Source organism: Paenibacillus sp. FSL W8-0187 (assembly GCF_037969755.1).
GTDB lineage: Bacteria > Bacillota > Bacilli > Paenibacillales > Paenibacillaceae > Paenibacillus_AQ.
On the sequence record NZ_CP150206.1, the window covers coordinates 1978653 to 2004793 of the forward strand.

Annotated in this window: 30 protein-coding genes and 1 pseudogene; 27 read left to right on the forward strand and 4 right to left on the reverse strand. The window is 46.6% G+C overall.

The window, feature by feature from the left end:
- The first annotated feature begins 7 nt into the window (after positions 1 to 7).
- Genes MKY48_RS08710 through MKY48_RS08760 form a run of 11 tightly spaced genes read left to right on the forward strand, consistent with a single transcriptional unit; the run spans position 8 to position 9043 of the window.
- Positions 8 to 445 carry a hypothetical protein gene (locus MKY48_RS08710; protein ID WP_339292736.1) on the forward strand — a complete coding sequence of 146 codons (438 nt, stop codon included), beginning with the start codon at positions 8 to 10 and terminating at the stop codon, positions 443 to 445.
- A gap of 12 nt (positions 446 to 457) precedes the next feature.
- Positions 458 to 3178, forward strand: a complete 2721-nt coding sequence (locus MKY48_RS08715; protein WP_339292737.1) for a hypothetical protein — start codon at positions 458 to 460, stop codon at positions 3176 to 3178.
- A gap of 12 nt (positions 3179 to 3190) precedes the next feature.
- Positions 3191 to 3985: a hypothetical protein gene (locus MKY48_RS08720; protein ID WP_339292738.1), complete on the forward strand. Its 795-nt coding sequence runs from the start codon at positions 3191 to 3193 to the stop codon at positions 3983 to 3985.
- Positions 3972 to 4115 carry an XkdX family protein gene (locus MKY48_RS08725; protein WP_339292739.1) on the forward strand — a complete coding sequence of 48 codons (144 nt, stop codon included), beginning with the start codon at positions 3972 to 3974 and terminating at the stop codon, positions 4113 to 4115. Before MKY48_RS08720 ends, MKY48_RS08725 begins: the two co-directional genes overlap by 14 nt.
- Positions 4116 to 4139: 24 nt before the next feature.
- On the forward strand, positions 4140 to 4658 hold the full coding sequence (locus MKY48_RS08730; protein ID WP_339292740.1) for a hypothetical protein: 519 nt from the start codon (positions 4140 to 4142) through the stop codon (positions 4656 to 4658).
- Between the two features lie 12 nt (positions 4659 to 4670).
- Entirely contained in the window at positions 4671 to 6875 is a 2205-nt protein-coding gene (locus tag MKY48_RS08735; protein ID WP_339292741.1) for a prophage endopeptidase tail family protein, read from the forward strand.
- A 49-nt stretch (positions 6876 to 6924) separates the two neighbouring features.
- On the forward strand, positions 6925 to 7512 hold the full coding sequence (locus tag MKY48_RS08740) for a stalk domain-containing protein (RefSeq protein WP_339292742.1): 588 nt from the start codon (positions 6925 to 6927) through the stop codon (positions 7510 to 7512).
- 60 nt (positions 7513 to 7572) lie between these two features.
- A complete protein-coding gene (locus tag MKY48_RS08745; RefSeq protein WP_339292743.1) occupies positions 7573 to 7764 on the forward strand; it encodes a hypothetical protein in 192 nt (63 codons plus the stop codon).
- A gap of 58 nt (positions 7765 to 7822) precedes the next feature.
- Complete coding sequence (locus MKY48_RS08750; protein WP_339271762.1) at positions 7823 to 8020, forward strand: BhlA/UviB family holin-like peptide; 198 nt, start codon at positions 7823 to 7825, stop codon at positions 8018 to 8020.
- Positions 8021 to 8051: 31 nt separating this feature from the next.
- On the forward strand, positions 8052 to 8318 hold the full coding sequence (locus MKY48_RS08755; protein ID WP_339292744.1) for a phage holin family protein: 267 nt from the start codon (positions 8052 to 8054) through the stop codon (positions 8316 to 8318).
- Positions 8315 to 9043 (forward strand): N-acetylmuramoyl-L-alanine amidase, encoded by a 729-nt coding sequence (locus tag MKY48_RS08760; RefSeq protein ID WP_339292745.1) that lies wholly within the window; start codon positions 8315 to 8317, stop codon positions 9041 to 9043. Before MKY48_RS08755 ends, MKY48_RS08760 begins: the two co-directional genes overlap by 4 nt.
- Before the next feature lie 51 nt (positions 9044 to 9094).
- Here the strand turns inward: MKY48_RS08760 and MKY48_RS08765 are convergent, their stop codons facing one another.
- The 3 genes from MKY48_RS08765 to MKY48_RS08775 all read right to left on the reverse strand — a co-directional run bounded on the left by MKY48_RS08765 (position 9095) and on the right by MKY48_RS08775 (position 10430).
- Positions 9095 to 9535 carry a DUF1878 domain-containing protein gene (locus tag MKY48_RS08765; RefSeq protein WP_339292746.1) on the reverse strand — a complete coding sequence of 147 codons (441 nt, stop codon included), beginning with the start codon at positions 9533 to 9535 and terminating at the stop codon, positions 9095 to 9097.
- Between the two features lie 58 nt (positions 9536 to 9593).
- Positions 9594 to 10049: a hypothetical protein gene (locus MKY48_RS08770; protein WP_339292747.1), complete on the reverse strand. Its 456-nt coding sequence runs from the start codon at positions 10047 to 10049 to the stop codon at positions 9594 to 9596.
- Between the two features lie 180 nt (positions 10050 to 10229).
- On the reverse strand, positions 10230 to 10430 hold the full coding sequence (locus MKY48_RS08775; RefSeq protein ID WP_339292748.1) for a hypothetical protein: 201 nt from the start codon (positions 10428 to 10430) through the stop codon (positions 10230 to 10232).
- A 98-nt stretch (positions 10431 to 10528) separates the two neighbouring features.
- Here MKY48_RS08775 and MKY48_RS08780 point away from each other — a divergent pair, with 98 nt between their 5' ends.
- Both MKY48_RS08780 and MKY48_RS08785 read left to right on the forward strand, forming a co-directional pair.
- Complete coding sequence (locus MKY48_RS08780; protein WP_339292749.1) at positions 10529 to 11149, forward strand: stalk domain-containing protein; 621 nt, start codon at positions 10529 to 10531, stop codon at positions 11147 to 11149.
- 228 nt (positions 11150 to 11377) lie between these two features.
- A complete protein-coding gene (locus tag MKY48_RS08785; RefSeq protein WP_339292750.1) occupies positions 11378 to 12568 on the forward strand; it encodes a fibronectin type III domain-containing protein in 1191 nt (396 codons plus the stop codon).
- A gap of 67 nt (positions 12569 to 12635) precedes the next feature.
- Here MKY48_RS08785 and MKY48_RS08790 read toward each other — a convergent pair whose 3' ends face one another.
- Positions 12636 to 13484, reverse strand: a complete 849-nt coding sequence (locus MKY48_RS08790; RefSeq protein WP_339292751.1) for an ATP-dependent DNA ligase — start codon at positions 13482 to 13484, stop codon at positions 12636 to 12638.
- A 149-nt stretch (positions 13485 to 13633) separates the two neighbouring features.
- Here MKY48_RS08790 and MKY48_RS08795 point away from each other — a divergent pair, with 149 nt between their 5' ends.
- The 14 genes and pseudogenes from MKY48_RS08795 (at position 13634) to MKY48_RS08860 (ending at position 25992) form a co-directional block, all read left to right on the forward strand.
- Positions 13634 to 14014, forward strand: coding sequence for a hypothetical protein (locus MKY48_RS08795; protein WP_339292752.1), 381 nt, complete (start codon positions 13634 to 13636; stop codon positions 14012 to 14014).
- 6 nt (positions 14015 to 14020) lie between these two features.
- A pseudogene (locus MKY48_RS08800) lies at positions 14021 to 14352 on the forward strand (YolD-like family protein).
- Between the two features lie 257 nt (positions 14353 to 14609).
- Entirely contained in the window at positions 14610 to 15755 is a 1146-nt protein-coding gene (locus MKY48_RS08805; protein WP_339271779.1) for a cysteine desulfurase family protein, read from the forward strand.
- 141 nt (positions 15756 to 15896) lie between these two features.
- Entirely contained in the window at positions 15897 to 16418 is a 522-nt protein-coding gene (locus MKY48_RS08810) for a PRC-barrel domain-containing protein (RefSeq protein WP_076320455.1), read from the forward strand.
- Positions 16419 to 16429: 11 nt separating this feature from the next.
- On the forward strand, positions 16430 to 16639 hold the full coding sequence (locus MKY48_RS08815) for a hypothetical protein (RefSeq protein WP_071222775.1): 210 nt from the start codon (positions 16430 to 16432) through the stop codon (positions 16637 to 16639).
- A 157-nt stretch (positions 16640 to 16796) separates the two neighbouring features.
- Entirely contained in the window at positions 16797 to 17864 is a 1068-nt protein-coding gene (locus MKY48_RS08820; RefSeq protein WP_339292753.1) for an AI-2E family transporter, read from the forward strand.
- Positions 17865 to 18283: 419 nt separating this feature from the next.
- Positions 18284 to 20911: an alanine--tRNA ligase gene (alaS, locus tag MKY48_RS08825; RefSeq protein ID WP_339271781.1), complete on the forward strand. Its 2628-nt coding sequence runs from the start codon at positions 18284 to 18286 to the stop codon at positions 20909 to 20911.
- 217 nt (positions 20912 to 21128) lie between these two features.
- The gene (locus tag MKY48_RS08830) at positions 21129 to 21389 is read left to right on the forward strand and encodes an IreB family regulatory phosphoprotein (protein ID WP_006208869.1); all 261 of its coding nucleotides are present in this window, start codon (positions 21129 to 21131) and stop codon (positions 21387 to 21389) included.
- A 12-nt stretch (positions 21390 to 21401) separates the two neighbouring features.
- Positions 21402 to 21815 (forward strand): Holliday junction resolvase RuvX, encoded by a 414-nt coding sequence (gene ruvX / locus MKY48_RS08835; protein WP_215162246.1) that lies wholly within the window; start codon positions 21402 to 21404, stop codon positions 21813 to 21815.
- 17 nt (positions 21816 to 21832) lie between these two features.
- Positions 21833 to 22135: a DUF1292 domain-containing protein gene (locus tag MKY48_RS08840; RefSeq protein WP_076320459.1), complete on the forward strand. Its 303-nt coding sequence runs from the start codon at positions 21833 to 21835 to the stop codon at positions 22133 to 22135.
- Positions 22135 to 22446 (forward strand): DUF1292 domain-containing protein, encoded by a 312-nt coding sequence (locus tag MKY48_RS08845; RefSeq protein WP_179090578.1) that lies wholly within the window; start codon positions 22135 to 22137, stop codon positions 22444 to 22446. Before MKY48_RS08840 ends, MKY48_RS08845 begins: the two co-directional genes overlap by 1 nt.
- A gap of 94 nt (positions 22447 to 22540) precedes the next feature.
- Positions 22541 to 23584, forward strand: coding sequence for an endolytic transglycosylase MltG (gene mltG, locus MKY48_RS08850; protein ID WP_339271785.1), 1044 nt, complete (start codon positions 22541 to 22543; stop codon positions 23582 to 23584).
- A gap of 116 nt (positions 23585 to 23700) precedes the next feature.
- Positions 23701 to 24633, forward strand: a complete 933-nt coding sequence (locus tag MKY48_RS08855; RefSeq protein ID WP_339271786.1) for a peptidase U32 family protein — start codon at positions 23701 to 23703, stop codon at positions 24631 to 24633.
- A 12-nt stretch (positions 24634 to 24645) separates the two neighbouring features.
- Positions 24646 to 25992 (forward strand): U32 family peptidase, encoded by a 1347-nt coding sequence (locus MKY48_RS08860; protein ID WP_339271788.1) that lies wholly within the window; start codon positions 24646 to 24648, stop codon positions 25990 to 25992.
- The last annotated feature ends 149 nt before the right edge of the window (positions 25993 to 26141 follow it).

Here is a 26141-nt window from a genome sequence, read left to right on the forward strand (position 1 = left end):
TTGATTGATGAACATGTCCAATTATTTGGCAACAGCTTTGCTAAATCAGGTGTTCCGCAATACGGCATACACCCGCCCAGCAAAGGTTTACATTGCGCTGTATACCAGCAATCCCACAGCAGCTGACACGGGACAGGAAGTATCTGGCGGCGGGTATATTCGGCAGGAAGTCACCTTTGGTGCTCCGACAAGTGAGAACTATCAGATTTTTCACCCGACGACAGGCCAGCAAGTCACTGTTCAAAAACGAACAATTAAAAACAGTGCGGACATCGTTATGCCAACTGCAACAGCAGATTGGGGACAAATAACTCACATGGGTGTCCGGGATGCTGCCACTGGCGGGAATCTACTGTACTTTGGTGCACTGGAAACGCCACGAAGCATTCTGTTGAATGACATCTTTAAGATCCTGACAGGTCAAATTGTATGCACACTGGCGTAAGGAGGATTTGAGATGAAAACCATGTATCCGGCACAAGTAAATAGCCCGGGCACGGAGCTGGCCGCCGCGATCGATGCGGCACAAGATACGATCCAGGTCGCAGATGGATCAGTTCTTCCGGATGGCCCAAACCTGCTCACGATCGGCACGGACGAAGCTGCCGAAACAATCCTGTATACAGATAAGACCGGAGATGAGCTGACGGGGATCACGCGGGGATTTCAAGGCACCGCACAGAGTTGGGCAGCCGGAACAAAAGTCGCACGTTATTTTACCGCATATGACCACGATGCAGCTATCGGCAACATCAGTGAGCTTTCGACTGGACTGACTGCAGCCAGGGACCGCCTGGATACCGAGCAACGCCAGGACGTCGTACTTAACGCCGGGATGCAGATCCTTAACGCACAACGCCATGCGGCTTTTTCGTTAAGTGGGATCAAGGGGCGGACGTTGGTTAACTTGTTGGGGCGGGCGGGAAATATGAACGATCTAAGCAAGTGGTCACCTTTTCGAGTATTGTCAACATTGGAATCAGGTTCCGCAAAATTAACAATCGATACTGGACAACTTAATGGCGGAATAATTTCCCCTGTCTTCTCTGTTAAGGCGGGTAAGTATTACATCGCTATAACGGATATAAAGAATGGCACTGCAGTAGGTGGCGGACGTTTTTATATAGAGAATTTAACAGCCAATAAATTTGAAAATGACGTATATTCATCCGATGGCTTTAAAACGGCATGGGCAGCATACGCGCCTACTGCAGATGTGACGAACTGTAATCTTGTTCTTGTGGTCGACGGGGCAGCCGGCCAATACGCCTATTATGATTCCGTTCGTATCTATGAAATTTCAGCCGCTGAATATACCTCGCTCGATGGGATGACTCGGGAACAAATCGGCTTGAAATACCCATATGTCGATAGCGTAACGCCTGTACGAAATCCGTACGCGATCCGGTACGGGGAGAATTTGTTGCCGCCGTTTTATGAGTGGACTCCCATAGGAATTACAGAAGGTTCCCTAACTGAGCCTTATGCAGCTAACTTTAAAGTTTCTAACTCCCAAAGTACGTTTTATTACATTGACATGAAATTGCCAGCTAATACGAAGTACACATTTAGTGCAGAACATAACGGTTATTTATCAGTGACAGATCTCATCAGAGAAACAACTATACTAGATAATACATCTGCGCAATCGGCAACTTTTACCAATATAAATGAAACGACTGTCCGAATATATGCTTCTAATGTCTATGGCGCACCAATAAACGGAGATTATTATTTTAAAAACCCGATGCTCACACTCGGTTCTACGCCTAAACAGTTTAAACCGCGCGAAGACTCCATGCTCGCGCTGCAAACAGACTTATTCGCTGATCCGCTGACAGGCTCGACTGCTGACGAAGTGTTCGAAAAGTACGGGCAGTATTTCAAGTTGGCGAAGTGGAAGCATATGGTTCTTGATGGTTCGCATAAATGGGTATACGGAAACGGAACATCTGGATATAAGTGGGCTAACTTGCTTATGAGTGGTCAGGTTCAAGATTCCGCTATCGTTACAAAATTTACTGGGGGAATACTTGGGCGCCGTAGAGCTGAAAATACATCATGGGATGGGCCTGATTATCAGATGTTACGTGGTGACCTTCTCAGTATAACTATTTCAAACACAGACAGCGGATGGGGCGACAACTACACGCCGACGCCTGACGAGATTAAGGCGTATTTTATGGGTTGGCGAATGTTCCCATGGGGGATTGGGTACGACCCGTATAATGGAACGGGGCCAAAGGGCTGGGGGAAAATCTATTGCGGTGTTGGGCCTGACGACGGAAATGGTATGGTTGGTGGAAGTGGCGTTTCAACTTTGCCAACGACAATGAATGATATGGGATATACGCCGTACCAACTCGTATATCAACTCGCCACGCCAACCGTCGAGCCTATCGTTTCGGAAGGTATGCTGACGTTTAATGAAGGCGATAATCAGATCGAAGTTGGAACGGGGATTGTGGTTCGGGAGGCGATAAGGCTATATGACGGCGAACAACCGGGATATGGAGCTTATTACTATACGAATCATGCGACAATCGGCGGTGGGTCGAGGTGGAAATACAAACCATTAAAAACCTTGTCGTTTTATCGAAACAGTTTAGCGGACGTTAGTTTCGACCCGCCGCCGAGTGGTTCCGATCCGTGGTACCGTATTAAGAAAAGTCTGTACGACTCATCAGCAACCTATTCCGTCACATACCTGATGCTGGATAAGTCGCCTATCGTCCCGATTACCGGATCGTACGCCACTAACGAAAAGGCGATGCTCCAGGAGTTGACCGACACCGTGCAGCAGAATGCGACCGCCGTATCCGTTCTGATGAACAAGAAGGTGGATAAGGATCAATCTGTTGTATGGATTAAACCAACGTTATTGAATGGTTGGGTTAATTTTGGCTCAGGATTCAGTGACTTAGTCTACTCAAAAGACTCTGACGGAATTGTGCGCCTTACAGGCATGGTTAAGTCTGGAACAGTCGGGTATGTTCCAGCTTTCACTCTTCCATCTGGTTACAGGCCAAAGTTGAAGATGTCTATTCCCATCGCAACTTACGATACGGTCTGGAAAATGGGCATGATTGAAATAAGACCAAACGGCGAAGTTTGTGTTGCGTTCGGTGGAAACACTAATACAAGCTTAGATGGAGTTGAATTCCGAGCCGAACAATAAAGGAGGTATTACATGAAAGCCGTACCAAAAGTAAATACAGAAGGCCTCTATTTAGAGGATACGCTAGTGGACGATGCCTTTTCCGGTGTCGTCCCTTTTTATGTGGGGATCGAGCCACAGCTGCCCGCCGATCCGGAAGAAACCGAACAGGGGTTAGCGCCAGAAGATGAGCAGGCGGAAGAAACGCCGGAACCGGAAATCGCCGGATATATCGTGGGTATCTCGGTTACGCCCGGACTGTTCATGCCGCGCTTCGATCTTGCCGCATGGGAAGCGTATCAAGATGCAATAGATGCTGCCTTAGACGAGTTTCAGCAAGCCTATGATGAATGGTCGGCATTACCCGAAGATGAACGCGGTGATATGCCGCACGCCGAATCGCCGCCTATGCCGGATCTATGGATCGAAGGCTTAACGCCGGAAGAGATCGAGGAGATCACGCGGCCGCAGCCGCAGGAGCCGACTGAACTGGAATTATTGACGGTTGTAGTAGAGGGTATCCAGCAGCAGAACTCACAACTGCATGAGGTAGTCGTTTCTTCCGGGGAAGAGTTATCCGCGGTAAAAACAGCGAGCGCTGAACAAAAAATGACGTTAAGCGCCCTCGGTTCAGAACAGGTAAAGCAAGACCTTTCGACGCTGGACCTCAAGCAACAGAACAATGTAATCGGTGCGGAACTGGTCAGGAAGGATATTTCAATTCTTGATCTATACATGCAAGGCCAGGTGCTCGGCCAGATGCTGGCGGCGCTGGAACTGAAACTATTAGCCAATGGAACAGGAGGAGAATCGAATGTTCAACAGTGATTTCGAAAGATTGTCCTATTACTACGAGAAGAAATGGGTGTCCGATGTTCAGCTTCGGCTTTACGTTCAGTTCGGCGTCATCTCCACCGCAGAGTTCAAAGTGATCACGGGAAAAGATTATAAGGGTTGATTCTTGACCGGAGAGGAGGGGCGTATGTTCAGAGGACCATTCAATAGGCTGCCGTTTAATCGTCCCGTAACGATGTTCGTGTATGGCCGGGCCGTCCTCAGCGGATGCGCAGGGGTTGTGGCTGCTTCGGCGGTCGAGATGACCGGACAGGCGACCATGAATGGAGAAGGCGGGATGAAGGTGGACTTTATTCGCGAAATCTCCTTTGCTGCCCAAATGGATGCGGACAGCGGGATGAGTATCGGTTTTGTCCGGGAACGTCTGCAGAAAGCCATCATGCATGGTATTTCATCCCTGCAGGGGAAGGCGAGCCGGTACCATGTCGATGAGATTGAATTTACAGGGCCGTTCGTTCCCGGTGACATCATCGTGATTGATAGCGAGAAGTTCAAGATCACGCGGAACGGGGAGAACGTCTCCCATCTGTACAAGGGTGATTTCTTTGACCTAAACCTCGGGAGAAATAACCTTACCTGGACGGACCCGGCCACCGGGCGGACGATCCTCTTCCGAATTACTCACCGCGATAAGTTTTTATATTAGGGAGGCGATACATTGCCTAATCCAACATTGGAGGTATTCGACAAGAACCTAAAGCGCACTGGTACCTTGATCGATGCGTATAACATTGAACGACGAAGACGGCTCAATAGTGATTATGAGCTGTCTTTTTTAGTGCCCATGACCAGTGAGGACTATCTCGAAAAGATCCAGATCAAGGGCCACGTTCGGGATGAACGCGGGCAATATTACGTGATCAATGCCCGGCAACGACAACGGGATAAGAAGAAGCTGACGGCACAAATCACCTGCACGCATGTCATGTTTAAGCTGAATGATTATAAGGTGCCGTACGACGAATACATCGATGAGGCTTATGGGATTCACATCTCGACGTTGCTAAATAAAATCAGCGCATGGACCGGCGGGCGTTTTACATTTCAGATTCACGACACATTCGATATGTGGGATATTAAAGACTTTGGACGTACAACAGCGCTGGCTGCGCTCAACCAGGTAATTAACACATTCAAAGCGGAGATCCGTCCGGACAACTTTGTGATTCATATCCATAAAAAGATAGGTTCACAGAATGATCGGTACGAGTACCGGACGAAGAAGAACATCATTTCCGATTCGTTTAAGGACGACAGCACAAACCTTGTAACCCGAATGTATGCTCATATGAAAGACGGTCGGACGTGGGTCGGGATGTCTGCAGATAATCTGACAGCCGAAGAACGAAGCCTCCTGCAGTCGGTACCGGGGGCCATCCAGAACGGGAAGATCATGGTTAACTATCTGCTTTCCCCATATGTGAATTATTGGGGCAGTGATTCGGTACCGTACTTCGACGGCGAGAACATCCAGCAAAATATTGAAGATCCGGTGGAGCTTTTAAAGTCCACCCGGGAAGAGCTGCGGAAGAAGGAAATGCCGGAGCTTGAAATCACGATAACAGCAGCGGACCTGCACAAGATCGATAGGGATGAACACCCACAAGACCTGGGGGACGCTGCTTCAGCGTATGATCCGAAGATGGAAATGAACCGGATTGCCATGCGGATCGTGGAGCTGGTTGAGTACCCATATTCGAACGATCAGCACAGCAAAGTCACGTTGGCCAACTTTGCCCTGAAGGATGACATTGACCTGATTGCGGACCTTGAGCGTTCCCGAAAGGTGATGGATAACCTGCTTTCCGGCGGCAGGATCCGGACGGAGGTCTTCGAAGCTGCAGCGAAACAAGCGATCACGGACATAAACAATTCCAAGACGGAACTGGTCTATCCACCGGAAGGCGGTATTCTGGCCAGGGAGAAAAATAACCCCAACAATCAAGTAAGGTTCACAGCTGCCGGCATAGGTATTTCAACGGACGGATGGCAAACCATTAGATCGGCTATTACTGCCCGCGGAGTAGTTGCTGAAACGATCATCGGTCAGCTCGGTAGCTTCGTATCCATGCTGATCGGATCGGGAAATAACATAACTCAGATCAACACCAACGGCATTGCAGCAGGTCATGCGAACTTCAACAGTGCTCCATTCCGTGTGGACATGCAAGGTAATGTAGTGGCCAATCGGTTGACGGCGAACTCGGCCAATATCTATTCATCGAATTTCATGAATGGCGCTATCGTTGGTTCTTCTATAAATGTGGGGAATGGGATGTTTACCGTCAGCTCAGGCGGGCACATGGTCGCACAAAGTGGGGAGTTTAGAGGAAGGATATCTGCTTCAACAATTGACGGTACTAATATCACCGGTGGGGATATCTTAGGAAGCCGTATCCGGACTGCCTCCTATGGAGAGCGCATTGAACTTGATCCAGACGGCTTTGTTTTCTACGATGGTTATAATGCTAGACGTGTAACTCTCGGCACCAATCCGTCAGCTAATATTTCTGGTCACACGTATTACAACTCTTCGAGTCAGTCACAGGGCTTGATTTACGCAAATGATTATGAGCTTCACGTGATCGGAAATAACGGTTTGCGGGTCGGGACGAATTTTAGGACGACCTATTTACAAGGTGCTATACATTTTACGAATGGAAACTCTGTCACCGGGCTTGAGATTGGAATAAACCAAATTTCAGGGCTCCAATCTGAGCTGTATTCATTACGGTCCGAGATAGAATCTTTACGTCGCGCTCACAGTAACCACACGCATACTGTATATCTCCCGCCGCACAATCACGGAAACACACAAAACCAAAACTGGGGAGACAGAACCTTCACAACCTCGTCCGCGTAATGGTATCATAGGAAAAACTAACCATCACGGAGGTATTGAAAAAAGAGCTATGAAGAAATTAGTTTATACGGTAGGTTGTATTCTTATCGGTTTTGTTCTAGCAACATCAACGAGCGCATTCGCGGATACAGTAAAATCGCTTATCGGAAAAAAAGTAACCGGTGAGTATACCATTATTGTAAACGGAGAAAAGCTGGCGGATAAGGGTGCAATTATAGACGGTAAAGCAAATGTACCTGTCCGCGCTATATCCGAATCATTGGGAGCTGATATAAAAGTGAGTGGTAAAACGATTACAGTTACGAGTGATCAAAACGAAGGTACTCCAGTAAGTAGTGAGCCAACTAGTACGAATCCGTCCAAACCGGCAACAGGAGGAAATAAATACCTCGGAGATTCTAAAGCAAGTCTGGAAGAATTGAAATATAGCATTGAGAACAAAAAGCTAAAGCCTGTTATCGAAGGGCGTAAAGCTATACTTGCAGAAATTGAGATACTTAAAACATCCGGAATGAACGGTGAGCCGGCCCCAGGTCTTGTGTCCAAAGAAAAGCAACTCGCTGAGTATGACGCAATGATCGCAGACGCTACCGAAGAGCTCCGCCTAGTAAATGAAGCACTCGCCGCAATTAAATAATGTAATTATTAGAGTCCGGTACCCCCGGGCTCTTTTATTTTGCCTGAAAGGAGGTGTCATATGGCAAGGATGACGAAGGTAGAGCTGCTTATCGATCTGACAACCCCGGTGGAAGAAATCGCCGCAGTGATAAACATTATGCTCCAAGCATATCCGGACCAGCAGCTCGAAATCTTAAAAGCGGTTGATCACAATGTTGGGGATGCTCTTGCTAAATTGCAGAAGTCCGACAAATCTGAGAATGAAGAATAGTTATGTGCCTATGGGTGGTCCAGGTGCTATTTCTATTAGAGATACAGGGGGAAGGGCGATGGAGAATGAAGTCGTTAAATACTTTATAACACAAGGACCATTTGCCTTGTTATTTGTATGGCTGCTAATTTATGTGATGCGAGCCAACAAGGAACGAGAGGGTAGATTGCAGGACTTGTTGGACAAGTTTAGTGATAAATATGACGTAATTATTGGGGAACTTCGAGACATCAAAGACCGGTTTCCAAGGCACTGATAAACATAAGAATAGGAAAGGATGAATGTATATGGAATGGAACATGATTTTTGAATTGATCGATCCACGGCTGCTTATCGTAGTGGCCGCTTGCTGGGCTATCGGATACTTCTTGAAAAAAACACCAAAGGTTGCGGATTGGAGCATCGTATACATTGTGATAATCATTGCTGTCTGGTTGACGATCGGTCTGCTTGGATGGTCTGTTGAAGCGATTATTCAGGGAATCCTTGCAGGGTCCTTTGCTGTATTTGGACACCAGGCAATCAAGCAAACGAAAGAAGGGATTAAGTCATGAGGAAGGTATGGATTGATGCTGGCCATGGCGGGAAGGACCCGGGAGCTGTTGGTAATGGCCTTAAGGAAAAGGATGTTGTCTTAGTTGTATCCCTCGGAGTGAAGAAGAAGCTAGAACGTGATTATGAAGGCGTGAAAGTGCTGTTATCCCGGTCAACGGATGTATTCCTTGAGCTCAAAGAGCGGACGGATGCAGCCAATAAAGCAGGTGCGGATCTTCTCGTTTCCATCCATTGTAATGCCGGGGGCGGCGCTGGCGGGTTTGAATCCTTCCGATATACCAATGCTTCGACTTCGTCACGCTCTCTGCAGAACGTACTTCACACCGAGATCATGACGGCACTTAAGCCGTTTGGCGTTATCGATCGTGGTCAGAAAGCCGCAAACTTGCATATGGTTCGTGAATCTAAGATGCCTGCTGTCTTGACCGAGAACCTGTTTATCGATGTGGCAGCGGATGCGGCCAAGCTTAAGCGGCAGAAAGTGATTGACGCTTTGATCGCTGGACATGTCGCGGGGATCGCGAAATACTTAGGCCTTAAAAAGAAGTGGAATGCAGCTACGGTGAGCGACAAGGTAAATGTCATGGTAAACGGCAAGCAAATAAAAGACGGTAAGCTAATGGACGGAGTGACATATGTACCACTCCGGGCAGTAGGAGAGGCATTAGGTGCAGAGATAGGCTGGGATAACAAAACTAAGACAGCTACGATAACAGCTCATTAAATGTGTTAAAAATGAAATAGCTCTGCCGTTTATTTCTTGGCAGAGCTATTATTACAAATCCAAGGGGGATTTGTTTTCTGAATCAGATAATAAAAAGGTTGATAGTTCTTTGTAAATATTTTGTCCTTCCATGCTCATGAGCAGATATTTGGGATTCACATGTTCAGGAAAAATTTTGTTTACATATTGTTCAAACTCATTATAGCTTGGCTTATCCCCTGAAAAAAGTTTTTCCTCTGCTATGTTTAAATTACTGATCTTTTCTTTTAACTCTTTAATGACACCAGGATACTCAGTATCATACTCTAAAAAATTCGATTTCTGTCTAAGGTTAAGAATACTAAGAATATCATTAAATAGTCTTGATTGATTTTCTGAGATGTCGTGGTCCAAGAGATACATGAAATACGGATAATCATCCCCGCCAATAATCATCTTCATCAATTTAATTTGATATTTTAGCAATTCAATTTGATCCTCATAATTTTTCATAAAGTAAACTCCTCTGTTTTAATAAGTAGATAAGGATGGCGTCGATTTTTAAATTACCTTAAAGAATTATTCCCGTGATCGCGTAGGCAATAACCCGTGCAGCTCCTTGTGGGATCCCACATTCGAAAATCAAGAAATCAATCAATCTTTTTTCGACTTCATCTGTAACAGAGTCAAGGAAATCTGCAATTTTATTCGCATTCTTTGTAACATACCCGGCTTCTTTAGAAGCGACCCCCAACCAGTCTAGAAGGTCATCAAGAGCCTTGCCGCCATGTCTAAGGGCGTATACAAGCGCAGTCTTTTTTAGACCTTGAGTCTCAATTATTCCATCTTCACCTTGTGGGGCTACTGCTTCAGAGTATGACGTGGAAGAAGAAATATGATTACTAGCTGTGGTTGGAGAGACTATCGCTTCATTCTCTGAGGCAAAAGCGTATGTAGGGGTTAAAGCAGATAGGCCAAGTGTAACGGATAAAACAACTGTGAGAAACTTGTTTTTAAATAGGCGCATCTGTTCTTAATTCTCCTTTTATTGCCATCCCTATCTACATCATTTACTATAGCTTTAACTTAGTTGTATGTAAATATATTTTATGTAAAAATTATGTAAAAATAGAATTATGTGATCAATAAATTAAGGAATGCACAAACAAGATGATTATCAATGTTCTTCTACTGTTACTTGATATCCTTATTTTTTTGAGAGACTAATGATTCTCATGACATGATTTATTTCATTTAACGGAATAGATACGACTTCATTTTGTGTATATATTTTAACTCTCTCTGGATCAACAGAATGTTTTGGTAATCCAACTGTTATAGTTCCATCTTTAGTGCGGACACTTACCTGTTGCTGTTTATCTATAGCTATTTTTAGTTCTTTAAGCATATGTAATTCCTCCTTTAGTATCTATCTATTAATTAATTCGGTCTTTTGTCCGATAAGTTAATAGATTAGGGGAAATTAGTAAAAAGGAGGAAGAAAGAATGAAGAAACGGAAAATTGTTATAGCTATGACTGCACTATTGATGTTGGGTGGTACTGCCGTATATGCAGCAGCCCCACAAATCAAGGGCACGATTCAGAACTTCAAATATGTTTTGAATGGAAAGGCTTGGAGTAATTCGGGCAAGCCTATACTGGTAAATGGTCAATACTATTTGCCGGTGAGCACTGTTAAAGAAGCAACAAAAACAAACATAACGATTGACAAAGCAAAAGGCACAGTACATATAGGTGAGAAATTAAAGGAAACGCCTATTTTGAATGAACAAGTAAAGTACTACAACGCTGCATTAACTAGAGACGATGCATACACTGGGGATTTTAAAGAAGTGATCCTTGCAAAAAAAGCGTACTCTTCAAGCATATATTTGCAACCTGGAGCAAACTATCAATCTTTAGTGTTGGATGTTAGTGCTATTGACAAAGACTCAACAATAATCATTAAAAACAGAGATAAAAAAGAAGAATTAAAGTCATTGTTTGTTTCCAAGGAAACTCAAGAACAAATTGAGTTGAATATCAGTGGAATGAAAGAAGTTGAAGTTGTAGTTGAAGCTAACGGTGGTAATGTAGTAATTTATCCAACATCACATTACAAATAATTCGTGAGCAACGGTAAAAAGACCCCACCGGCTACTGCTGGTGGGGTCTTTTTAGCGTTTTTTAATAAAATTAACTTCTATAATAGATTTTGTATTTATTCTGGGTAATAAAAATTGAATGTATAATATATTACAACTATGTCTATATGTGTAATTTTATGTTTGGACATTTATTTATCCCTCCGTTACATTGAAAAGTAAATAAAGAATGTGAAGGGGATCAACTGAATGAATAAAAAAATGCTTTCTTTTCTACTAGTCCTGTGTCTCACCCTATCTCTATTTAGTCAAACTGTAGCTGCATCGAGTACCGGAAAAACTGTAGAGGGGATGATGGGCTTTGCTGCACCTGAAGGGACCCTTGCGACAGCTGACAATATTTATAGTAGTTTTCATCCAAAAAATGCAATAGACGGAGATATCAAAACTAGGTGGAATGCGAGTGGTAGTAAGGCAAATATTGAATTGACTTTCCCAGCACCATTAGATTTAAACTTCGTTCAATTTGCTACAAACGCCACCCCTGCGGTTGCTGTAGAATATACTATTTTTGGTAAAGTGAATGACGAATGGGTCAAGGTTGGCGGTCCAACGACACTGAGACTTTCGGGGAATAATTCAATTAATCCACCAGTTCAAATACTTAGAGGCTCTTATTCGGGATTAAAAATTAATGTGAATGGACAGTCATCATGGGCAGCAATTAATGAACTAACTTTCGGTATTGCAGATTCCATTGATCTGACTGCTAAAGCCGGAGATGCACAGGTCGCTTTAAATTGGACTCCTACGACTTACTCGGACGAATATATTATCAGATATGGTACAGAGTCGGGAAAATATACCGAATCAATTACTGTTTCAAACACAGATAATACATATACAGTTCCTAATTTAATTAACGGAACAACGTATTACTTTCAAGTTATTTCAATTGTAAAAGGCAGAGAATTTGTTGTCTCAAATGAAGCTTCTGCAACACCAAACAAAGAAACTACTGAGCCAACGAACCCAACGGACCCAACGGACCCAACGGACCCAACGAACCCAACGGACCCAACGGACCCAACGGACCCAACGGATCCAACGAACCCAACGGACCCAACGGATCCAACGGACCCAACGGATCCAACGGACCCAACGGATCCAACGAACCCAACGGACCCAACGAACCCGACAGAGCCAAAAGGTGAAAGAGCTATCTTGGTAGTAACCATGGTAAATGGCTTAGAAAAGGAATATGATCTACCCATGAGCGACATTAATTCATTTATAAAGTGGTACGATAACAAAGATGCTGGTGCAGGTCCTTCGAAATTTGGAATTAATAAATATGGCAATAACAAGGGGCCGTTCAAGTCTCGGATTGACTATGTAATATTTAAAAACATTCTTACTTTTCAGGTAGATGCATATTAGTAGTAACATAAAAATTAGTAATAACCCTGCATCTTAATTGCATGCAGGGTTATTCTTTTATTTCATCTCATCCTATGAGTTCCGTTAATACTGGCGTCCGCAACAACCCCGATTTAGTCCAGTTTCGATATTTAACCCGTCCTCGAATTGTTGGATTCAAATAGATGAATTTTTTATCCTCACCTGTTACAAGGGATCGACTCATCGAATAGAACTCTTTCCTGGTTGCTTGTGTTGCATATTCAATGATTCCAGCCGATCGAAGATCACCCGACTCATTCTGAACCGCGGCAAGTAATCCAAATTCGTCTTTCCGATACCCGGTTATAATCACGTCAGTATAGGACCAATTGATAACCTTCTGCCAGGCTGGTGATCGGCTGCTTACATATAGACTATTCTTTCGTTTGCCGACCATCCCTTCAAGTTTACGATTCACCATCTGTTCAAATAAAGCTTCACCAGCTCCCTCCACAAAAGGCACCACGCCGAAATGCTCGTTCGGCATTTTTATGCCGGCAAGGATCTCTTTGCGCTTCAACAGTGGCATCTTCCGAAGGTCGTGCCCTTTATATTGTAATATGTCGAACACAACAAACGTAACTGGAGAAGATATGGTCAGCTGCTTGATGCGCTGGTCCTTACTTGCTTTAAATCGGATCATGACTTCCTCAAAATCAACGCCGTCGGGACCGGCACATGCCACTTCACCATCCAGAAGAATGTCATAGTCAAACGGAACCAGTAATTCAGGGTATTGTTGGGTACATTCCGTCTCATGACGGGTGTATAATCTGATCCGGCCAGACTGCTGGGAGAACAGGAGCCTGTGGCCGTCGATCTTCGGTTCAAAGATGTAACCCTGATCGGAGAATGGTCCGGGGGCGGTTGCAAGTAACATCGGATCAATAAACATAAAAACACCTCAATTCAATTATAACGTTCAAAGTTATGTTGATCAGGCGGTAAGTTATGTCATATCAATAGGGTTAAATTTACATTGATAATAGAACTTATGTTCGCATATAATACAAACAAACGTTCCTGTAATTTGAGGTGGAAATGATGAGTATTGGGCTGAAGCCAGATGAATCAAAATTAGTGAAGGATTTTATCTTGTTACCTCTCTTGCTTGATGTCGTGGAGAATGATCGGGGTATCCTGTCAGCTGGAGCATTAAAGATGCCCGCGATAACCAACGCCATCATCGATCGATTGCAAAAGGCAGCTTTAGCCGATTTGGCTCAGGTACGAAAAAACATGCGCGAACACGGCTTGAAAGTTTATGAAGATCGAAGAACCAGGCTTGGCGTCGAGGTTGAATTTATCTGTAGAGGGTACCATCACAAGCTGTCCATGCTTTGGGGGCTGATCGAGGCAGAGATTGAACAGAGGTCGTTCACGTATCTGGGATTAGATATCGCAGACAAGAGGAGGGAATATTAATTGACAATGCGTAAAAAACTGGAGGGCAACGGATATGGGAATCAAGCCGTATGATGCTGCCGGAGCATAAGGAGACAATAATTCGGAGGCAGCTCGAGGAGGGGCGAAAGGATAAGCCTTTTCTTGACCCGCAGGAAATGGAATTGATCGAACAAGCGCTGGCCGAATCATTTCATCAGCACCGTGCTGTTAAAGTGAAGCTATTCGATGAATACCAGGATACAGAATTGACAGGGATTGTCGTACTGATCCACACGTTCAGACGTGAGATTAAATTGTCAATTGCAGAAGGTGAATGGCATTGGATTAAGATAGACGACATAATTTCTGTTACATAAATGTAACTGATGAAGTGTTGCTATGAAAGAGTGCTTCATATATGCTTAATGATGGATATGATTGAGCCATAACTCTCCATTGAAAAGAGATAAAAAAAATCACATAAAAAATCACAAACTCGGCGAATAACCGTGAATGAGAACGTTGCTTATACATGTTTATAGATCAAAAAAATCAAAAAAACTAGGTGAATGAACATTGATGAATCTCAGCAAAACTACAAACAAGATGTTCTATATATAAGGGTGAGACGGATATGAGATTAGTATATTTGGATCATGCCGCATCAACCCCGGTTCATCCGGAGGTTGCTGAGCGGATGATGAATGTGATGACAAGCCAATACGGCAATGCTTCAAGCGTTCATGCTTTTGGACGGGAAGCGAAGAAGATCGTCAACGGGGCGCGTGATCGAATTGCGTCCCTTTTGGGATGCCAATCGGACGAGCTGGTGCTCACCGGAGGCGGCACCGAAAGCGATAATTTGGCTATACTGGGATTGCTGGAGTCGCTTGGCGTGAATGGCAAGCATGTGATTACGTCAGCAGTTGAACACCATGCGGTGCTTCATACATGCCATGAGCTGGAACGGCGGGGCTGTGAGGTTACCTATGTCCCCGTCGATTCTACTGGGCGTGTCTCTGTGGAGGACATTGCGGGTGCGATTCAGGATAACACGGTGCTGGTCACCATCATGTATGGCAATAATGAAGTAGGCACCGTTCAGCCGATCAGCGAAATCGGCGAGCTCTGCCGCAGCCGGGGCATCGTGTTTCATACCGATGCTGTTCAGGCATTGGGATCGGAGGCGATCAACTGCCGCGAGCTGCCGGTGGACATGTGGAGTTTTTCCGCCCACAAAATCAACGGACCCCAAGGCGTCGGAGCATTGGTTGTCCGCAGAGGACTCAGCGTATCTCCACGTCTGTTCGGAGGGCTGCAGGAGAAGAAACGCCGTGCCGGAACAGAGAATATGGCCGGCATCGCCGGTTTTGCGGCAGCAGTGGAATGGACCGTTAAGAATATGGAGACGCGTATCCAGCATTATCGCGAGCTGAGATCGACGCTGCTTGAAGGGTTTCGTCAGGAGATTGGCGAGGATGCTTTTGTAATCAACGGAAATTCGGAACATTACCTACCTCACATCCTAAATATCAGCTTTCCCGGTGCCAATACGGAGACGATGCTGATGAACCTCGATATGGAAGGAATTGCGGCGGCAAGCGGCTCGGCTTGTACGTCGGGATCTCTGGAAATATCCCATGTACTCCAAGCAATGAAACTTTCTGATCCTGTTTTGCGCTCCGCGATTCGTTTTAGTTTCGGTTTGGGTAATACTACTCAAGAAATGGAGCACACTGCCCAAAAAATTGGAACCATCCTTAATCGGTTACGTAAATAGATGTTAAGGGATTTCTCCTTCTAGAGAATAGGGGGTATGCGTTCGTCCATTTCATCCTTGGAAATTATCCGTTTTGGCTCACGAAATGTTGACCGGCGGCTGATTTCAAACCATGAAGGATGAGGAGGTGTCCACTGCAGTATGAAACTTCAAGAAATGATTGGACTGGCTGTATTCGACGTGGAGAACGGTAAGGAAATCGGCAAAATCCACGATTTTATACTAGATGAGAACTGGTTGATTACCGGGTTGGAGCTGGAAGGCAAGGCTTTGTTTTCCTCGCATGTGAAAAGCGTCTCATGGGAAGATATCGTAGCATACGGGGAAGATGCCGTCATGATCCGGAGCCAAGAGGCTGTCCGCAAGGTGGGCGCCAATGATATACCGCTTACGTTCCTTTTGGGCAAGCGCAAACTGAAAGAGATGCAGGTCTTGACAGAGGATGGTATCCTGCTCGGACGTATATCGGATGTTTATTTTGAGCAGGAACAGGGCAATACAATACTAGGGTTGGAAATATCCGATGGATTTGTCTCGGATTTGATCGAAGGTCGCAAATGGCTGCCTTGCACAGCGGAAATGGCTATCGGCGAAAGTGCCGTTATGGTACCCCCGATGAGCGAACAGCGTCTGGAAAAAGCCATTAATTCTGTGAACGGATAGGGTGAGGTAGGATGAAATGTCCAAACTGTAGTTCCAAAGATATCGGGAAAATCGGCTCCCACCAGTTTTATTGCTGGGGTTGCTTTATCGAATTGACAGTCAACGGAGAGAAAATGTCCGTATACCAGGTAGAAGAGGATGGTACGCTCAGCTCTCTGGATGATTTGTTCTTCGGTGATGAAATGCAGCCGGATTTCCCTCCTATGCACGCGTCTTCCTAAGAACGCGTACATATAGTTAGATAACGACTCCTTGCTGAAGGTCTATATGGCTGAGCAGCAGGGAGTCTTTTTCGTGTTGGCCTGCGGAAATGTTAGTTTATTTCTGGAAGCTTGTACATATACTACAGGGTAGCTTTCGAAAAAGGAGGGTGCCTGTGTGGAACAGCTGACCGAGAACAAATGGTTTCGATTGTTGGTATGGTTAATGCTTGGACTCATCTCTCTTTACTTTGTCTGGCTGCTGCGTCCGCTGTTTCTGGATGTCTATCGATTTCTCAAGGCTGTCCTGGCGCCATTTCTGGTTGCCATGATCATATCTTATGTGCTCAATCCGATAGTATGCATGCTCTCCGACCGTAAAGTTCCGCGTAGCATGGCGGTGCTGCTCATCTACGCTGTGTTTCTGACGTCACTTACCGTCATTCTGATCAATATGATTCCGATGCTGATCCGGCAGCTGGAGGAGCTCAACGAGCATTTGCCTGAATTATCGATGAACGCCCAGAGCCTGATGACCAATCTGGACAGCAGGCTGCTGCCCCCGGGAGTAAGGACAGGCGTCAACAGCTGGTTCTTGCAGATGGAATCAAGGCTGGCCGGGGGAATTTCGGATTTCATGGACAATATCGGCAACACCATCAACATCCTGTTTAATGTGTTAATTGTTCCGTTCCTGATCTTCTACATATTAAAAGATTTTGAGGTGTTCCAGCGCACCGCCGTATCCTATCTGCCGCGGAGCCGCCGCAAGTCGATTGTCACGCTGCTGAAAGAGATCGACACGGCCCTCGGGAATTACGTCCGCGGACAATTCCTGGTATGCTTAATTATCGGCGTACTAGCCTATGTAGGGTACATGATCGTCGGTATGCCCTACGCGCTGCTATTGGCAAGCATTGTGGCGGTGTTTAACATCATTCCCTATTTGGGCCCCTTTCTCGGCGCGGCTCCAGCGCTTGTGATGGCATCTACGATTTCCTGGAAGATGGTGCTGCTGGTGGCGGTGGTTAATATGGTCTGTCAAACGCTGGAGAGCAATGTCATCTCACCGCAAGTGGTAGGCAAAAAGCTGCATATGCATCCGCTCCTGATCATATTTGCACTACTTGTCGGTGGACAGGTGGCTGGAACCGTAGGCTTAATTTTGGCTGTTCCTGTCTTTGCCGTCATCAAAGTGCTGCTGCAGCATTTTTTCGCCTATTATGTCAGAAGGAAATCCGGCTGAAGGCTCCAGTCTCTGCTGCAATGCTCATGCATTGACAGATAGTTTCACCCTATATATACTTGAAATGGTAAACCTATAACCGTACAAATCGATGAGAAAATCCAGTAGGCTTTGTGTACCTTGCCCAGAGAACAGGTTCCTGCCCGGACAAATTCCGGCTGGCTGCGAGAACCTGGAAGCGAACCTAAGCCGAATGCTAATTTTTGAGTGTGATTCAAATTCACCGGGTAGCTCCCGTTATCCAGCTGTTACGAGGCGATCGTTACATATGTTGTTCCAGGAGATTTCTGCTGGAGGACGAATGGACGATAACCAGGGTGGTACCGCGAGAACATCGTCCCTGAATTCAATTCAGGGGCGTTTTTTGTGTTCGAATACAAGTGATTCGGACCTATATTACGACTGGAGGAAGTGTAGAGATGAAAGCTAGTGAAATCCGTTCCAAATGGCTAGAGTTTTTTGCAGAGAAAGGCCACAATATTGAGCCAAGTGCATCGCTTGTTCCGCACAATGACCCGTCCCTGCTTTGGATTAATGCAGGCATGGCTCCGCTCAAGCCTTATTTTGACGGGCGTGTGAAGCCGGAAAATCCGAGAATTGCGAACTCGCAGAAATGTATTCGGACTAATGATATTGAGAATGTCGGCAAAACCCGTCGTCACCATACGTTCTTCGAAATGTTGGGCAACTTCTCCATAGGGGACTACTTTAAAGAAGAAGTTATCACCTGGGCCTGGGAGTTCCTGACGGACAAGAAATGGATCGGCTTCGATCCGGAGAAGCTGTCTGTTACCGTGTATCCGGAAGACGAGGAAGCCTTCAAGCTTTGGAACGAAAAAATCGGTCTCCCGAAGGAGCGCATCATTAAGCTGCAGGAAAACTTCTGGGATATCGGGGAAGGACCTTGCGGACCTTGTACCGAGATTTTCTATGATCGTGGTGAAGGATACGATACGGATGCTCCGGAATCCGAAATGTTCCCAGGTGGTGAGAATGAACGCTGGCTGGAGGTATGGAACCTCGTATTCTCCCAGTTTAACCACAACAAGGACGGCAGCTATACACCGCTTCCGAACAAGAACATTGATACGGGTGCGGGACTCGAGCGCTTTGCTTCCATCCTGCAAGATGTGGCATCCAACTTCGATACCGACCTATTCCAGCCGATCATCCAGAAGACGGCAGAGCTTGCCGGCGTTAAATACAATGAAAAGACGGAATACGATATCGCGTTGAAAGTCATTGCCGATCATATCCGGACAGTTGCTTTCGCAGTAGGCGATGGCGTGCTGCCGTCCAACGAAGGCCGCGGTTATGTCATCCGTCGATTGCTCCGCCGTGCGGTTCGTTATGGAAAGGTGCTCGGGCTGGACAAACCATTCATGTATACTTTGACCGGAACCGTAGGCGATATTATGGGAGTATACTACCCAGAGGTCGTTGAGAAGCGCGCCTTTATTGAGAAGGTCATTGCAACGGAAGAAGAACAGTTCCACAAAACGCTCTCTGACGGCTTGAACATCTTGGCAGACGTGAGCGCAGAAGCGAAGAAGCAGGGCAAATCGGTAATCAGCGGCAGCGACGCGTTCAAATTGTACGATACGTATGGCTTCCCGTTTGATTTAACGGAGGATTATGCGTCCGAGCACGGATTGACCGTGGACCGTGAAGGCTTTGATGCCGCGATGAAGGAACAGCGTGATCGTGCTCGTGCGGCCCGTCATGAAACGGAAAGCATGAAGGTCCAAGGCGGCGTTCTTTCCGATTATACGGTTAAAAGTGAATTTGTTGGATATAATGACACCGTCAGCGAGGCTAAAGTGCTCGCCATTGTTTCCGGTGACAGTTTTGCAGACAGCGTCAGTGAAGGCGAGACCTGTCAGGTCATTTTGGACGTTACCCCGTTCTATGCCGAAAGCGGCGGCCAGGTCAGCGATCAGGGCATTTTGGAAGGCGCATCTGTACGTGCCCGAGTGGAAGGTCTCTTCAAGGCTCCGCATGGACAGCACGTGCATTTCGTAACCGTGGAGCTCGGCGAGCTTAAGGTGGGCGATACGGTCAAGGCGCAGGTGGATTCCGCTATGCGCAATGATATCGTTAAGAACCATACAGCCACACACCTTTTGCATAAAGCATTGAAGGAAGTTCTGGGCGATCATGTCAATCAGGCAGGTTCGCTTGTTGAACCGCAGCGTCTGCGCTTCGACTTCTCCCATTTCGGCAGCATTACGCAGGAGGAGCTGGCCGATATTGAGCGCCGCGTGAATGAACAGGTGTGGAAGAGCATTCCGGTCGTTATCGAGCGCAAGGCCATTGATGAAGCGAAGGCGATGGGTGCCATGGCATTGTTCGGAGAGAAATATGGAGATATCGTCCGTGTCGTCCAGGTCGGAGATTACAGCATCGAGCTGTGCGGCGGATGCCATGTAGGCAACACCTCCCAGATCGGAATCTTCAAGCTGCTTGGCGAGAGTGGCATCGGCTCCGGCGTTCGCCGCATTGAAGCCGTAACGGGCCGCTACGCTTATGAGCATCTGGAGGGGCAAATGGACCTGCTCAAGCAAGCCGCCGGCTTGTTGAAGAGCAATCTTGCGGACGTGCCGAAGCGGATCGAGGGCCTGAACCAACAGGTGAAGGATCTTGCCCGGGAGAACGAGTCCCTGCAAGGCAAGCTTGGAGCCATTGAGGCCAGCCATTTGACCGATAAAGTGAAGCAGGTAGGGAACACGTCGCTGCTTGCAGCTGAAGTACAGGCTGGCAGTATGGATGGACTCCGTGGCATTGCAGACGAATTGAAGGGCAAACTTCCGGAGACGATCCTCGTGCTCGGCTCCAAAGCGGGCGACAAGGTGAATTTCGTCGTAGCCGTTCCGCAGGACCTGGTGAAGCAAGGCTACCATGCTGGCAAGCTCGTTAAAGAAGTGGCTTCGATCTGCGGCGGAGGCGGCGGGGGCCGTCCGGATATGGCACAAGCGGGGGGCAAGGATGCTTCCAAACTCGCCCAGGCGCTGCAGCACGCTGAGGATCTCATAGCCCGGGGCGTGTAACAGATTTGTCCAGATTGTGTACAGCAAGCAATAGTAAGCAGGATCCAACATTTTGCTGTACACAATCCCGAATTTTTTGGAACACTTTCTAAATATTTCGCTTTCGATTTCCGTAGAGACTTAGGATTATGTTATGATATAACTAGATCAAGCTGGTAAATATTTATTCGACGAAGCATGGTAAACATGTTCTTTGAAGAAGCGAGGTGTGTCACACATGGACTCCATGGATAAGACAGTCAAGTTCAATGTAAAAGGTGATGAAAAGGAGGCTTCCGCCCAGGACATTCTACTTTCGGTATACGATTCGCTGGTAGAGAAGGAGTACAATCCGATTAACCAAATCGTAGGGTATCTTTTGTCCGGGGATCCAGCTTATATACCTCGGCACAATAATGCCAGAAGTTTGATCCGGAAAAAAGAGCGAGATGAATTGATTGAAGAACTGGTCCGGTTCTATTTAGCCAGTCACCGTTAGGAGCACACAGGGATGAAGAAGATCATGGGATTAGATTACGGGGACCGCAGAATCGGTGTTGCCATAAGCGACGTGTTCGGATGGACGGCCCAAGGGGTTGAAGTTATCGAGCGCCGCCGTGATGAAGGCGAACTGGACAGAATTGCCACACTCGTCAAAGACAACGAGGTCGGTGAGATTGTGGTCGGCTTGCCTAAAAATATGAACGGCACGATTGGTCCGCGGGGCGAAATCTGCATGGAATTCGCAAGTACATTGCGAGAATCCCTATCCTTACCCGTTCACCTTTGGGATGAACGGCTATCAACAGTATCCGCTGAAAGGACATTGCTTGAAGCCGATGTCAGCCGAAAGAAGCGAAAACAGGTTGTAGATAAAATGGCGGCAAGCTTGATTTTGCAAAACTACTTGGATTCTAAAAGGTAAAGGTGAGGGTGATTACAATGGCTAATGAGCATATTGGTATGGAAGAAGAACCGGAAATTATTTATATTCCCGACGATGAAGGCAACGAGGAAGAATTCGAAGTCATCATGAAATTCGAAGTGGATGGCTCGGATGCTAAATATATGATGGTCGTACCAAGGGAGTCTGCCGACGAAGAGACAGACGAGGTCTACGCCTTCCGTTATGAGGAAGACGGAGAAGACTTGAAATTGTTTATGATTGAAGATGACGAAGAATGGGCCATTGTTGAAGAAACCTTCAATACGCTCGTGGAAGAGCTGGACGGGAGAGACGAATGATGTCTGATTTTTCGGTTGAGAATATCGTATGGACCCAAGTACTTAAGGAAGCATTCGGTGAGAGTGTAGAGCTTGAGGACGAAAAAGGCCATATCGAGGTTTATGATATTGCCGCCGAATTTGAAGTGGATGGTCAAGGGTATGCCATTCTGGTTCAGCCGGATCGAACCGATGAGGAGTACGAGGTGCTTCGTATCGTCAAGGGTGAGGACGGCGGATTGCAGCTGGCAACCATTGATGACGACGAGGAATGGGAGAATGTGTCGGAGCTCTATGATGAGCTGACGTTTCCCGAAGGTGACGAGGATTAAGTTCCCTCCTACAGGAGCACATGCTTAATTTTCAAATGAAAGTTCAGGAAGGGGCGGAGCTGTCCGCCCCTTTTGGTGTGAAGGGATGAGTAGATTGAAGAAACTGGCAATAGCAGTATTGGTCCTGATCCTAGTTGCGGGTGGGGCCGTATTCTACGTATGGAATGGTTTACAGCCCGTTCACAGCTCGGAAACTCCTGTCGAATTCACCGTGGAGTCCGGCATGAGCACGTCCTCTATCGCCGATCTGCTGGAGGAAAAGGGATTGATCAAGAACGCCCTTATACTTAAAGGCTATTTAAAGCTTAGCGGGGAAGGAAGCCGTCTGATGGCAGGAACCTATGAGGCAACTCCAGGCACTCCGTTCAAGGAACTATTATCGAAGATGAACAAAGGCGAAGTGAAGCCCGAGGAGATGGTTCGTTTCACGATCCCTGAGGGATATACGATCCTTCAGATGGCGGAGACGATCGCTCACGAGAGCGGAATCGATGAGCAGGAATTTCTGAAGGTTGTGGATCAGACTGCCGGCTGGGATGTTCCGATTGCAGAAGAAATTCCCCAAGAAGCAGACCTCAGGCATCACCTCGAGGGATACCTGTTCCCTGCGACCTATGAGTTACCGAAAAAGGATATCACGGCAACAGGCATTGTAGAAACCATGCTGAAAGAAACGGAGAAACGTTTGGCTGAAATTCCGGGTTGGGAGAATCAGTTAAAGGCTCGCGGCGTGACATTCCATGAACTCATGACCATCGCTTCACTAGTTGAGCGGGAAGTGGTTGCAGATCAGGAGCGTGCCCTGGTGGCCGGCGTTATTTATAATCGATTGGAAGAGGATATGAGGCTGGAAATCGATGCCACCGTTCAATATCTGTTAGATAAACCGAAGGAACGACTGCTTTATGCCGATCTGGAGGTTGAGAGCCCGTATAACACTTATCGTCAAAAGGGTTTGCCGCCTGGGCCCATCTCAAGCCCGAGCCTGAAATCTATTCAGGCTGCCCTGAATCCGGAGAAATCCGAATATTTGTTCTATGTGACAAAGAAAGACGGTACACAAGAGCATTTGTTTGCCAAAACGTATAAAGAGCATTTGAAGAATATCGAGACCAGCAAGAAGATGGCACAACAATAATAATAATATTACGTGTTTAGCATTTCCCCCTGATACGCTGCTGACAAGGAACAGATCCTAGTTTCGTACTCAGAAGAGTCTTGTTGAACACCCTCTAAGTAGGGAGGAATTTTTAAATGAGTATCAAATCTGAATTATTGGCGGCAGCCGGGTCCGTGGCTGATGCCGCTGCTTATCTGGAAGCGGGAGCCGATGCACTGCTCGTCGGCGAAGATCGATTCGGCATGAGATTGCCCGGCAGTCTGACATTGGACGAAATAACTCAAGTCGTACAGCTTGCTCATGAGCGAGGAAGTAAAGTATACGTAAGCTTGAACAATTTGATGACGAATGATTTGCTGCCGGAGCTTCCAGCCTATGTTAAGGCACTGGGAGAGATCGAAGTAGACGCGGTGGAATTTAATGATCCATCGGTGCTCACTACCGTAAAAGAGTTGGCTCCACAGGTAAAACTTCATTGGAATGCAGAAATGACCGCCACCAACTACTCAACGGCCAATTATTGGGGAAGCAAAGGCGCATCCCGGGTTATTCTTGCGCGTGAATTAAATATGGATGAGGTAACCGACATGAAGCCTCAGCTTCAGCTGGAAGCACAGGTTCAGGTTCATGGCATGACAAACATCTATCATTCCAAGAGACGCCTGGTCAACAGCTATATGCAGCAGCAGGGCAGGCCCGTGAATGAGGGCAGCCTTGGCAAGGAGCGCGGTTTGTTTCTCATTGAAGCTGAGCGTCAAGAAGAGAAGTATCCGATCTATGAGGATATCAACGGAACCCATATTATGAGTTCGGAGGATATTTGCATTCTGGAGGATCTGCATCTCTTAATGGCAGCAGGCATTGACAGCTTTAAGGTAGAGACGCTGCTGAAGCCGCGGCATTACAATGAGCTGGTCATTCGAACTTATCGCCAAGCGATTGATCGATATGCTGCAGATGCTTCAACTTATGCATTTCAGGAAGAGTGGATGGACGGAATCCGCGCTATTCAGGATCCGGAACGTGAATTGTCATTTGGATTTTTCTATAAGGAACAAGTTTATTAAGGAGTGGACAGCATGGAAGCAATGGCACAGCCAAAGTATAAGGGCAGACGCTATCGCCTGGACAAGCCGGAATTGCTCGCCCCGGCTGGTAATTTGGAAAAATTGAAATTTGCGGTGCATTATGGCGCCGATGCGGTATATATTGGGGGTCAGAAATACGGCCTTCGTTCCAATGCGGACAACTTCAGCTTTGAAGAAATGAAAGAGGGCGTGGAGTTCGCCAAGAAATACGGCGCTAAAGTATTTGTAGCAACCAACATATATGCGCATAATGAGGACATTGAGGGAATTGAAACCTACCTGCGAAGTTTGGAGGAAGCCGGCATTGCGGCAATCATCGCTGCAGATCCGGCTATTATTGAGGTGGCCAAACGTGCTGCACCCAAGCTCGAAGTTCATCTGAGCACACAGCAATCCACATTGAATTGGCAGGCCGTGAAGTTCTGGAAGGACGAAGGATTGCCGCGGGTTGTACTGGGACGCGAGGCGAGCCTGGAGGAGATCGCAGCGATTAAAGAACATGTCGACATTGAGATCGAGGCCTTTATCCATGGCGCGATGTGCTCCTCGTTCTCCGGTCGCTGCGTGTTATCCAATCATTTTACGGATCGTGATTCCAATCGGGGCGGATGCTGCCAATCCTGCCGCTGGAAATACGATTTGTTTGTGGATGGAAGAGAAGATCAAGGCCAGTGGGTATCGGAAGAGCAGCAGTTGATAGAACAGCCGGCCCCTGCTCCGTCCCCATTCAAACCGGGCGTTACGCAGATCCCGCTGTTCCAGCCGGAAGACAACCAGTTTACGATGGGGTCGAAGGATCTCTGTATGCTCGAGCATATTCCGGATCTGATTGAGGTGGGAATCGACAGCTTCAAGATTGAAGGACGGATGAAATCGATCCATTACGTAGCGACTGTGGTCAATGTTTATAGACAGGCGATTGATTCCTATATGGCTGACCCTGAGCATTATGTATTGAAGCCGGAATGGATCGAGGAAATTAATAAAGCGGCCAATCGACCGCTGAATACCGGATTTTTCTATGATACACCGGATCATGAGGATCATATCTATGAACCGGAAGAGAAGGCGGTTCCTTATGACTTCGCCGGCTTGGTGATGGAGTATGATGAGAAATCGGGAACGGCCGTCATTCAGCAGCGAAACCACTTTAAGCCTGGGGATGAAATCGAGTTTTTTGGACCGGAAGGAACCTTCTTTAAGCAGTCAGTTGGTCCTATTAGGGATGAGAATGGCAATGAACTTGATGCAGCTCGCCATCCTTTGCAGCTTATTCGCATGAAGGTGGACCAGCCGGTGCGTCATTTTGATATGATGAGAAAACGCAAAGGAAAATAAAAATATAGTCACTTAGAACTACACAATTGAGAATCCGGGTCTGTGGATGGACCTTGGATTCTTTTTATTTGTAAAAAAATTAGGGATTAAGAATTATTTTTTTGCGAAAACCCAAAGGAAAACACCTCCAATTGTCGAAATAAAGAGTA

Coding starts and splice junctions, on each gene's coding strand:
- MKY48_RS08710 (WP_339292736.1), top strand. CDS start 8: ATGAACATGTCCAATTATTTGGCAACAGCTTTGCTAAATCAGGTGTTC.
- MKY48_RS08715 (WP_339292737.1), top strand. CDS start 458: ATGAAAACCATGTATCCGGCACAAGTAAATAGCCCGGGCACGGAGCTG.
- MKY48_RS08720 (WP_339292738.1), top strand. CDS start 3,191: ATGAAAGCCGTACCAAAAGTAAATACAGAAGGCCTCTATTTAGAGGAT.
- MKY48_RS08725 (WP_339292739.1), top strand. CDS start 3,972: ATGTTCAACAGTGATTTCGAAAGATTGTCCTATTACTACGAGAAGAAA.
- MKY48_RS08730 (WP_339292740.1), top strand. CDS start 4,140: ATGTTCAGAGGACCATTCAATAGGCTGCCGTTTAATCGTCCCGTAACG.
- MKY48_RS08740 (WP_339292742.1), top strand. CDS start 6,925: ATGAAGAAATTAGTTTATACGGTAGGTTGTATTCTTATCGGTTTTGTT.
- MKY48_RS08745 (WP_339292743.1), top strand. CDS start 7,573: ATGGCAAGGATGACGAAGGTAGAGCTGCTTATCGATCTGACAACCCCG.
- MKY48_RS08750 (WP_339271762.1), top strand. CDS start 7,823: ATGGAGAATGAAGTCGTTAAATACTTTATAACACAAGGACCATTTGCC.
- MKY48_RS08755 (WP_339292744.1), top strand. CDS start 8,052: ATGGAATGGAACATGATTTTTGAATTGATCGATCCACGGCTGCTTATC.
- MKY48_RS08760 (WP_339292745.1), top strand. CDS start 8,315: ATGAGGAAGGTATGGATTGATGCTGGCCATGGCGGGAAGGACCCGGGA.
- MKY48_RS08765 (WP_339292746.1), bottom strand. CDS start 9,535: ATGAAAAATTATGAGGATCAAATTGAATTGCTAAAATATCAAATTAAA.
- MKY48_RS08770 (WP_339292747.1), bottom strand. CDS start 10,049: ATGCGCCTATTTAAAAACAAGTTTCTCACAGTTGTTTTATCCGTTACA.
- MKY48_RS08775 (WP_339292748.1), bottom strand. CDS start 10,430: ATGCTTAAAGAACTAAAAATAGCTATAGATAAACAGCAACAGGTAAGT.
- MKY48_RS08780 (WP_339292749.1), top strand. CDS start 10,529: ATGAAGAAACGGAAAATTGTTATAGCTATGACTGCACTATTGATGTTG.
- MKY48_RS08785 (WP_339292750.1), top strand. CDS start 11,378: ATGAATAAAAAAATGCTTTCTTTTCTACTAGTCCTGTGTCTCACCCTA.
- MKY48_RS08790 (WP_339292751.1), bottom strand. CDS start 13,484: ATGTTTATTGATCCGATGTTACTTGCAACCGCCCCCGGACCATTCTCC.
- MKY48_RS08795 (WP_339292752.1), top strand. CDS start 13,634: ATGAGTATTGGGCTGAAGCCAGATGAATCAAAATTAGTGAAGGATTTT.
- MKY48_RS08805 (WP_339271779.1), top strand. CDS start 14,610: ATGAGATTAGTATATTTGGATCATGCCGCATCAACCCCGGTTCATCCG.
- MKY48_RS08810 (WP_076320455.1), top strand. CDS start 15,897: ATGAAACTTCAAGAAATGATTGGACTGGCTGTATTCGACGTGGAGAAC.
- MKY48_RS08815 (WP_071222775.1), top strand. CDS start 16,430: ATGAAATGTCCAAACTGTAGTTCCAAAGATATCGGGAAAATCGGCTCC.
- alaS (WP_339271781.1), top strand. CDS start 18,284: ATGAAAGCTAGTGAAATCCGTTCCAAATGGCTAGAGTTTTTTGCAGAG.
- MKY48_RS08830 (WP_006208869.1), top strand. CDS start 21,129: ATGGACTCCATGGATAAGACAGTCAAGTTCAATGTAAAAGGTGATGAA.
- ruvX (WP_215162246.1), top strand. CDS start 21,402: ATGAAGAAGATCATGGGATTAGATTACGGGGACCGCAGAATCGGTGTT.
- MKY48_RS08840 (WP_076320459.1), top strand. CDS start 21,833: ATGGCTAATGAGCATATTGGTATGGAAGAAGAACCGGAAATTATTTAT.
- MKY48_RS08845 (WP_179090578.1), top strand. CDS start 22,135: ATGTCTGATTTTTCGGTTGAGAATATCGTATGGACCCAAGTACTTAAG.
- MKY48_RS08855 (WP_339271786.1), top strand. CDS start 23,701: ATGAGTATCAAATCTGAATTATTGGCGGCAGCCGGGTCCGTGGCTGAT.
- MKY48_RS08860 (WP_339271788.1), top strand. CDS start 24,646: ATGGAAGCAATGGCACAGCCAAAGTATAAGGGCAGACGCTATCGCCTG.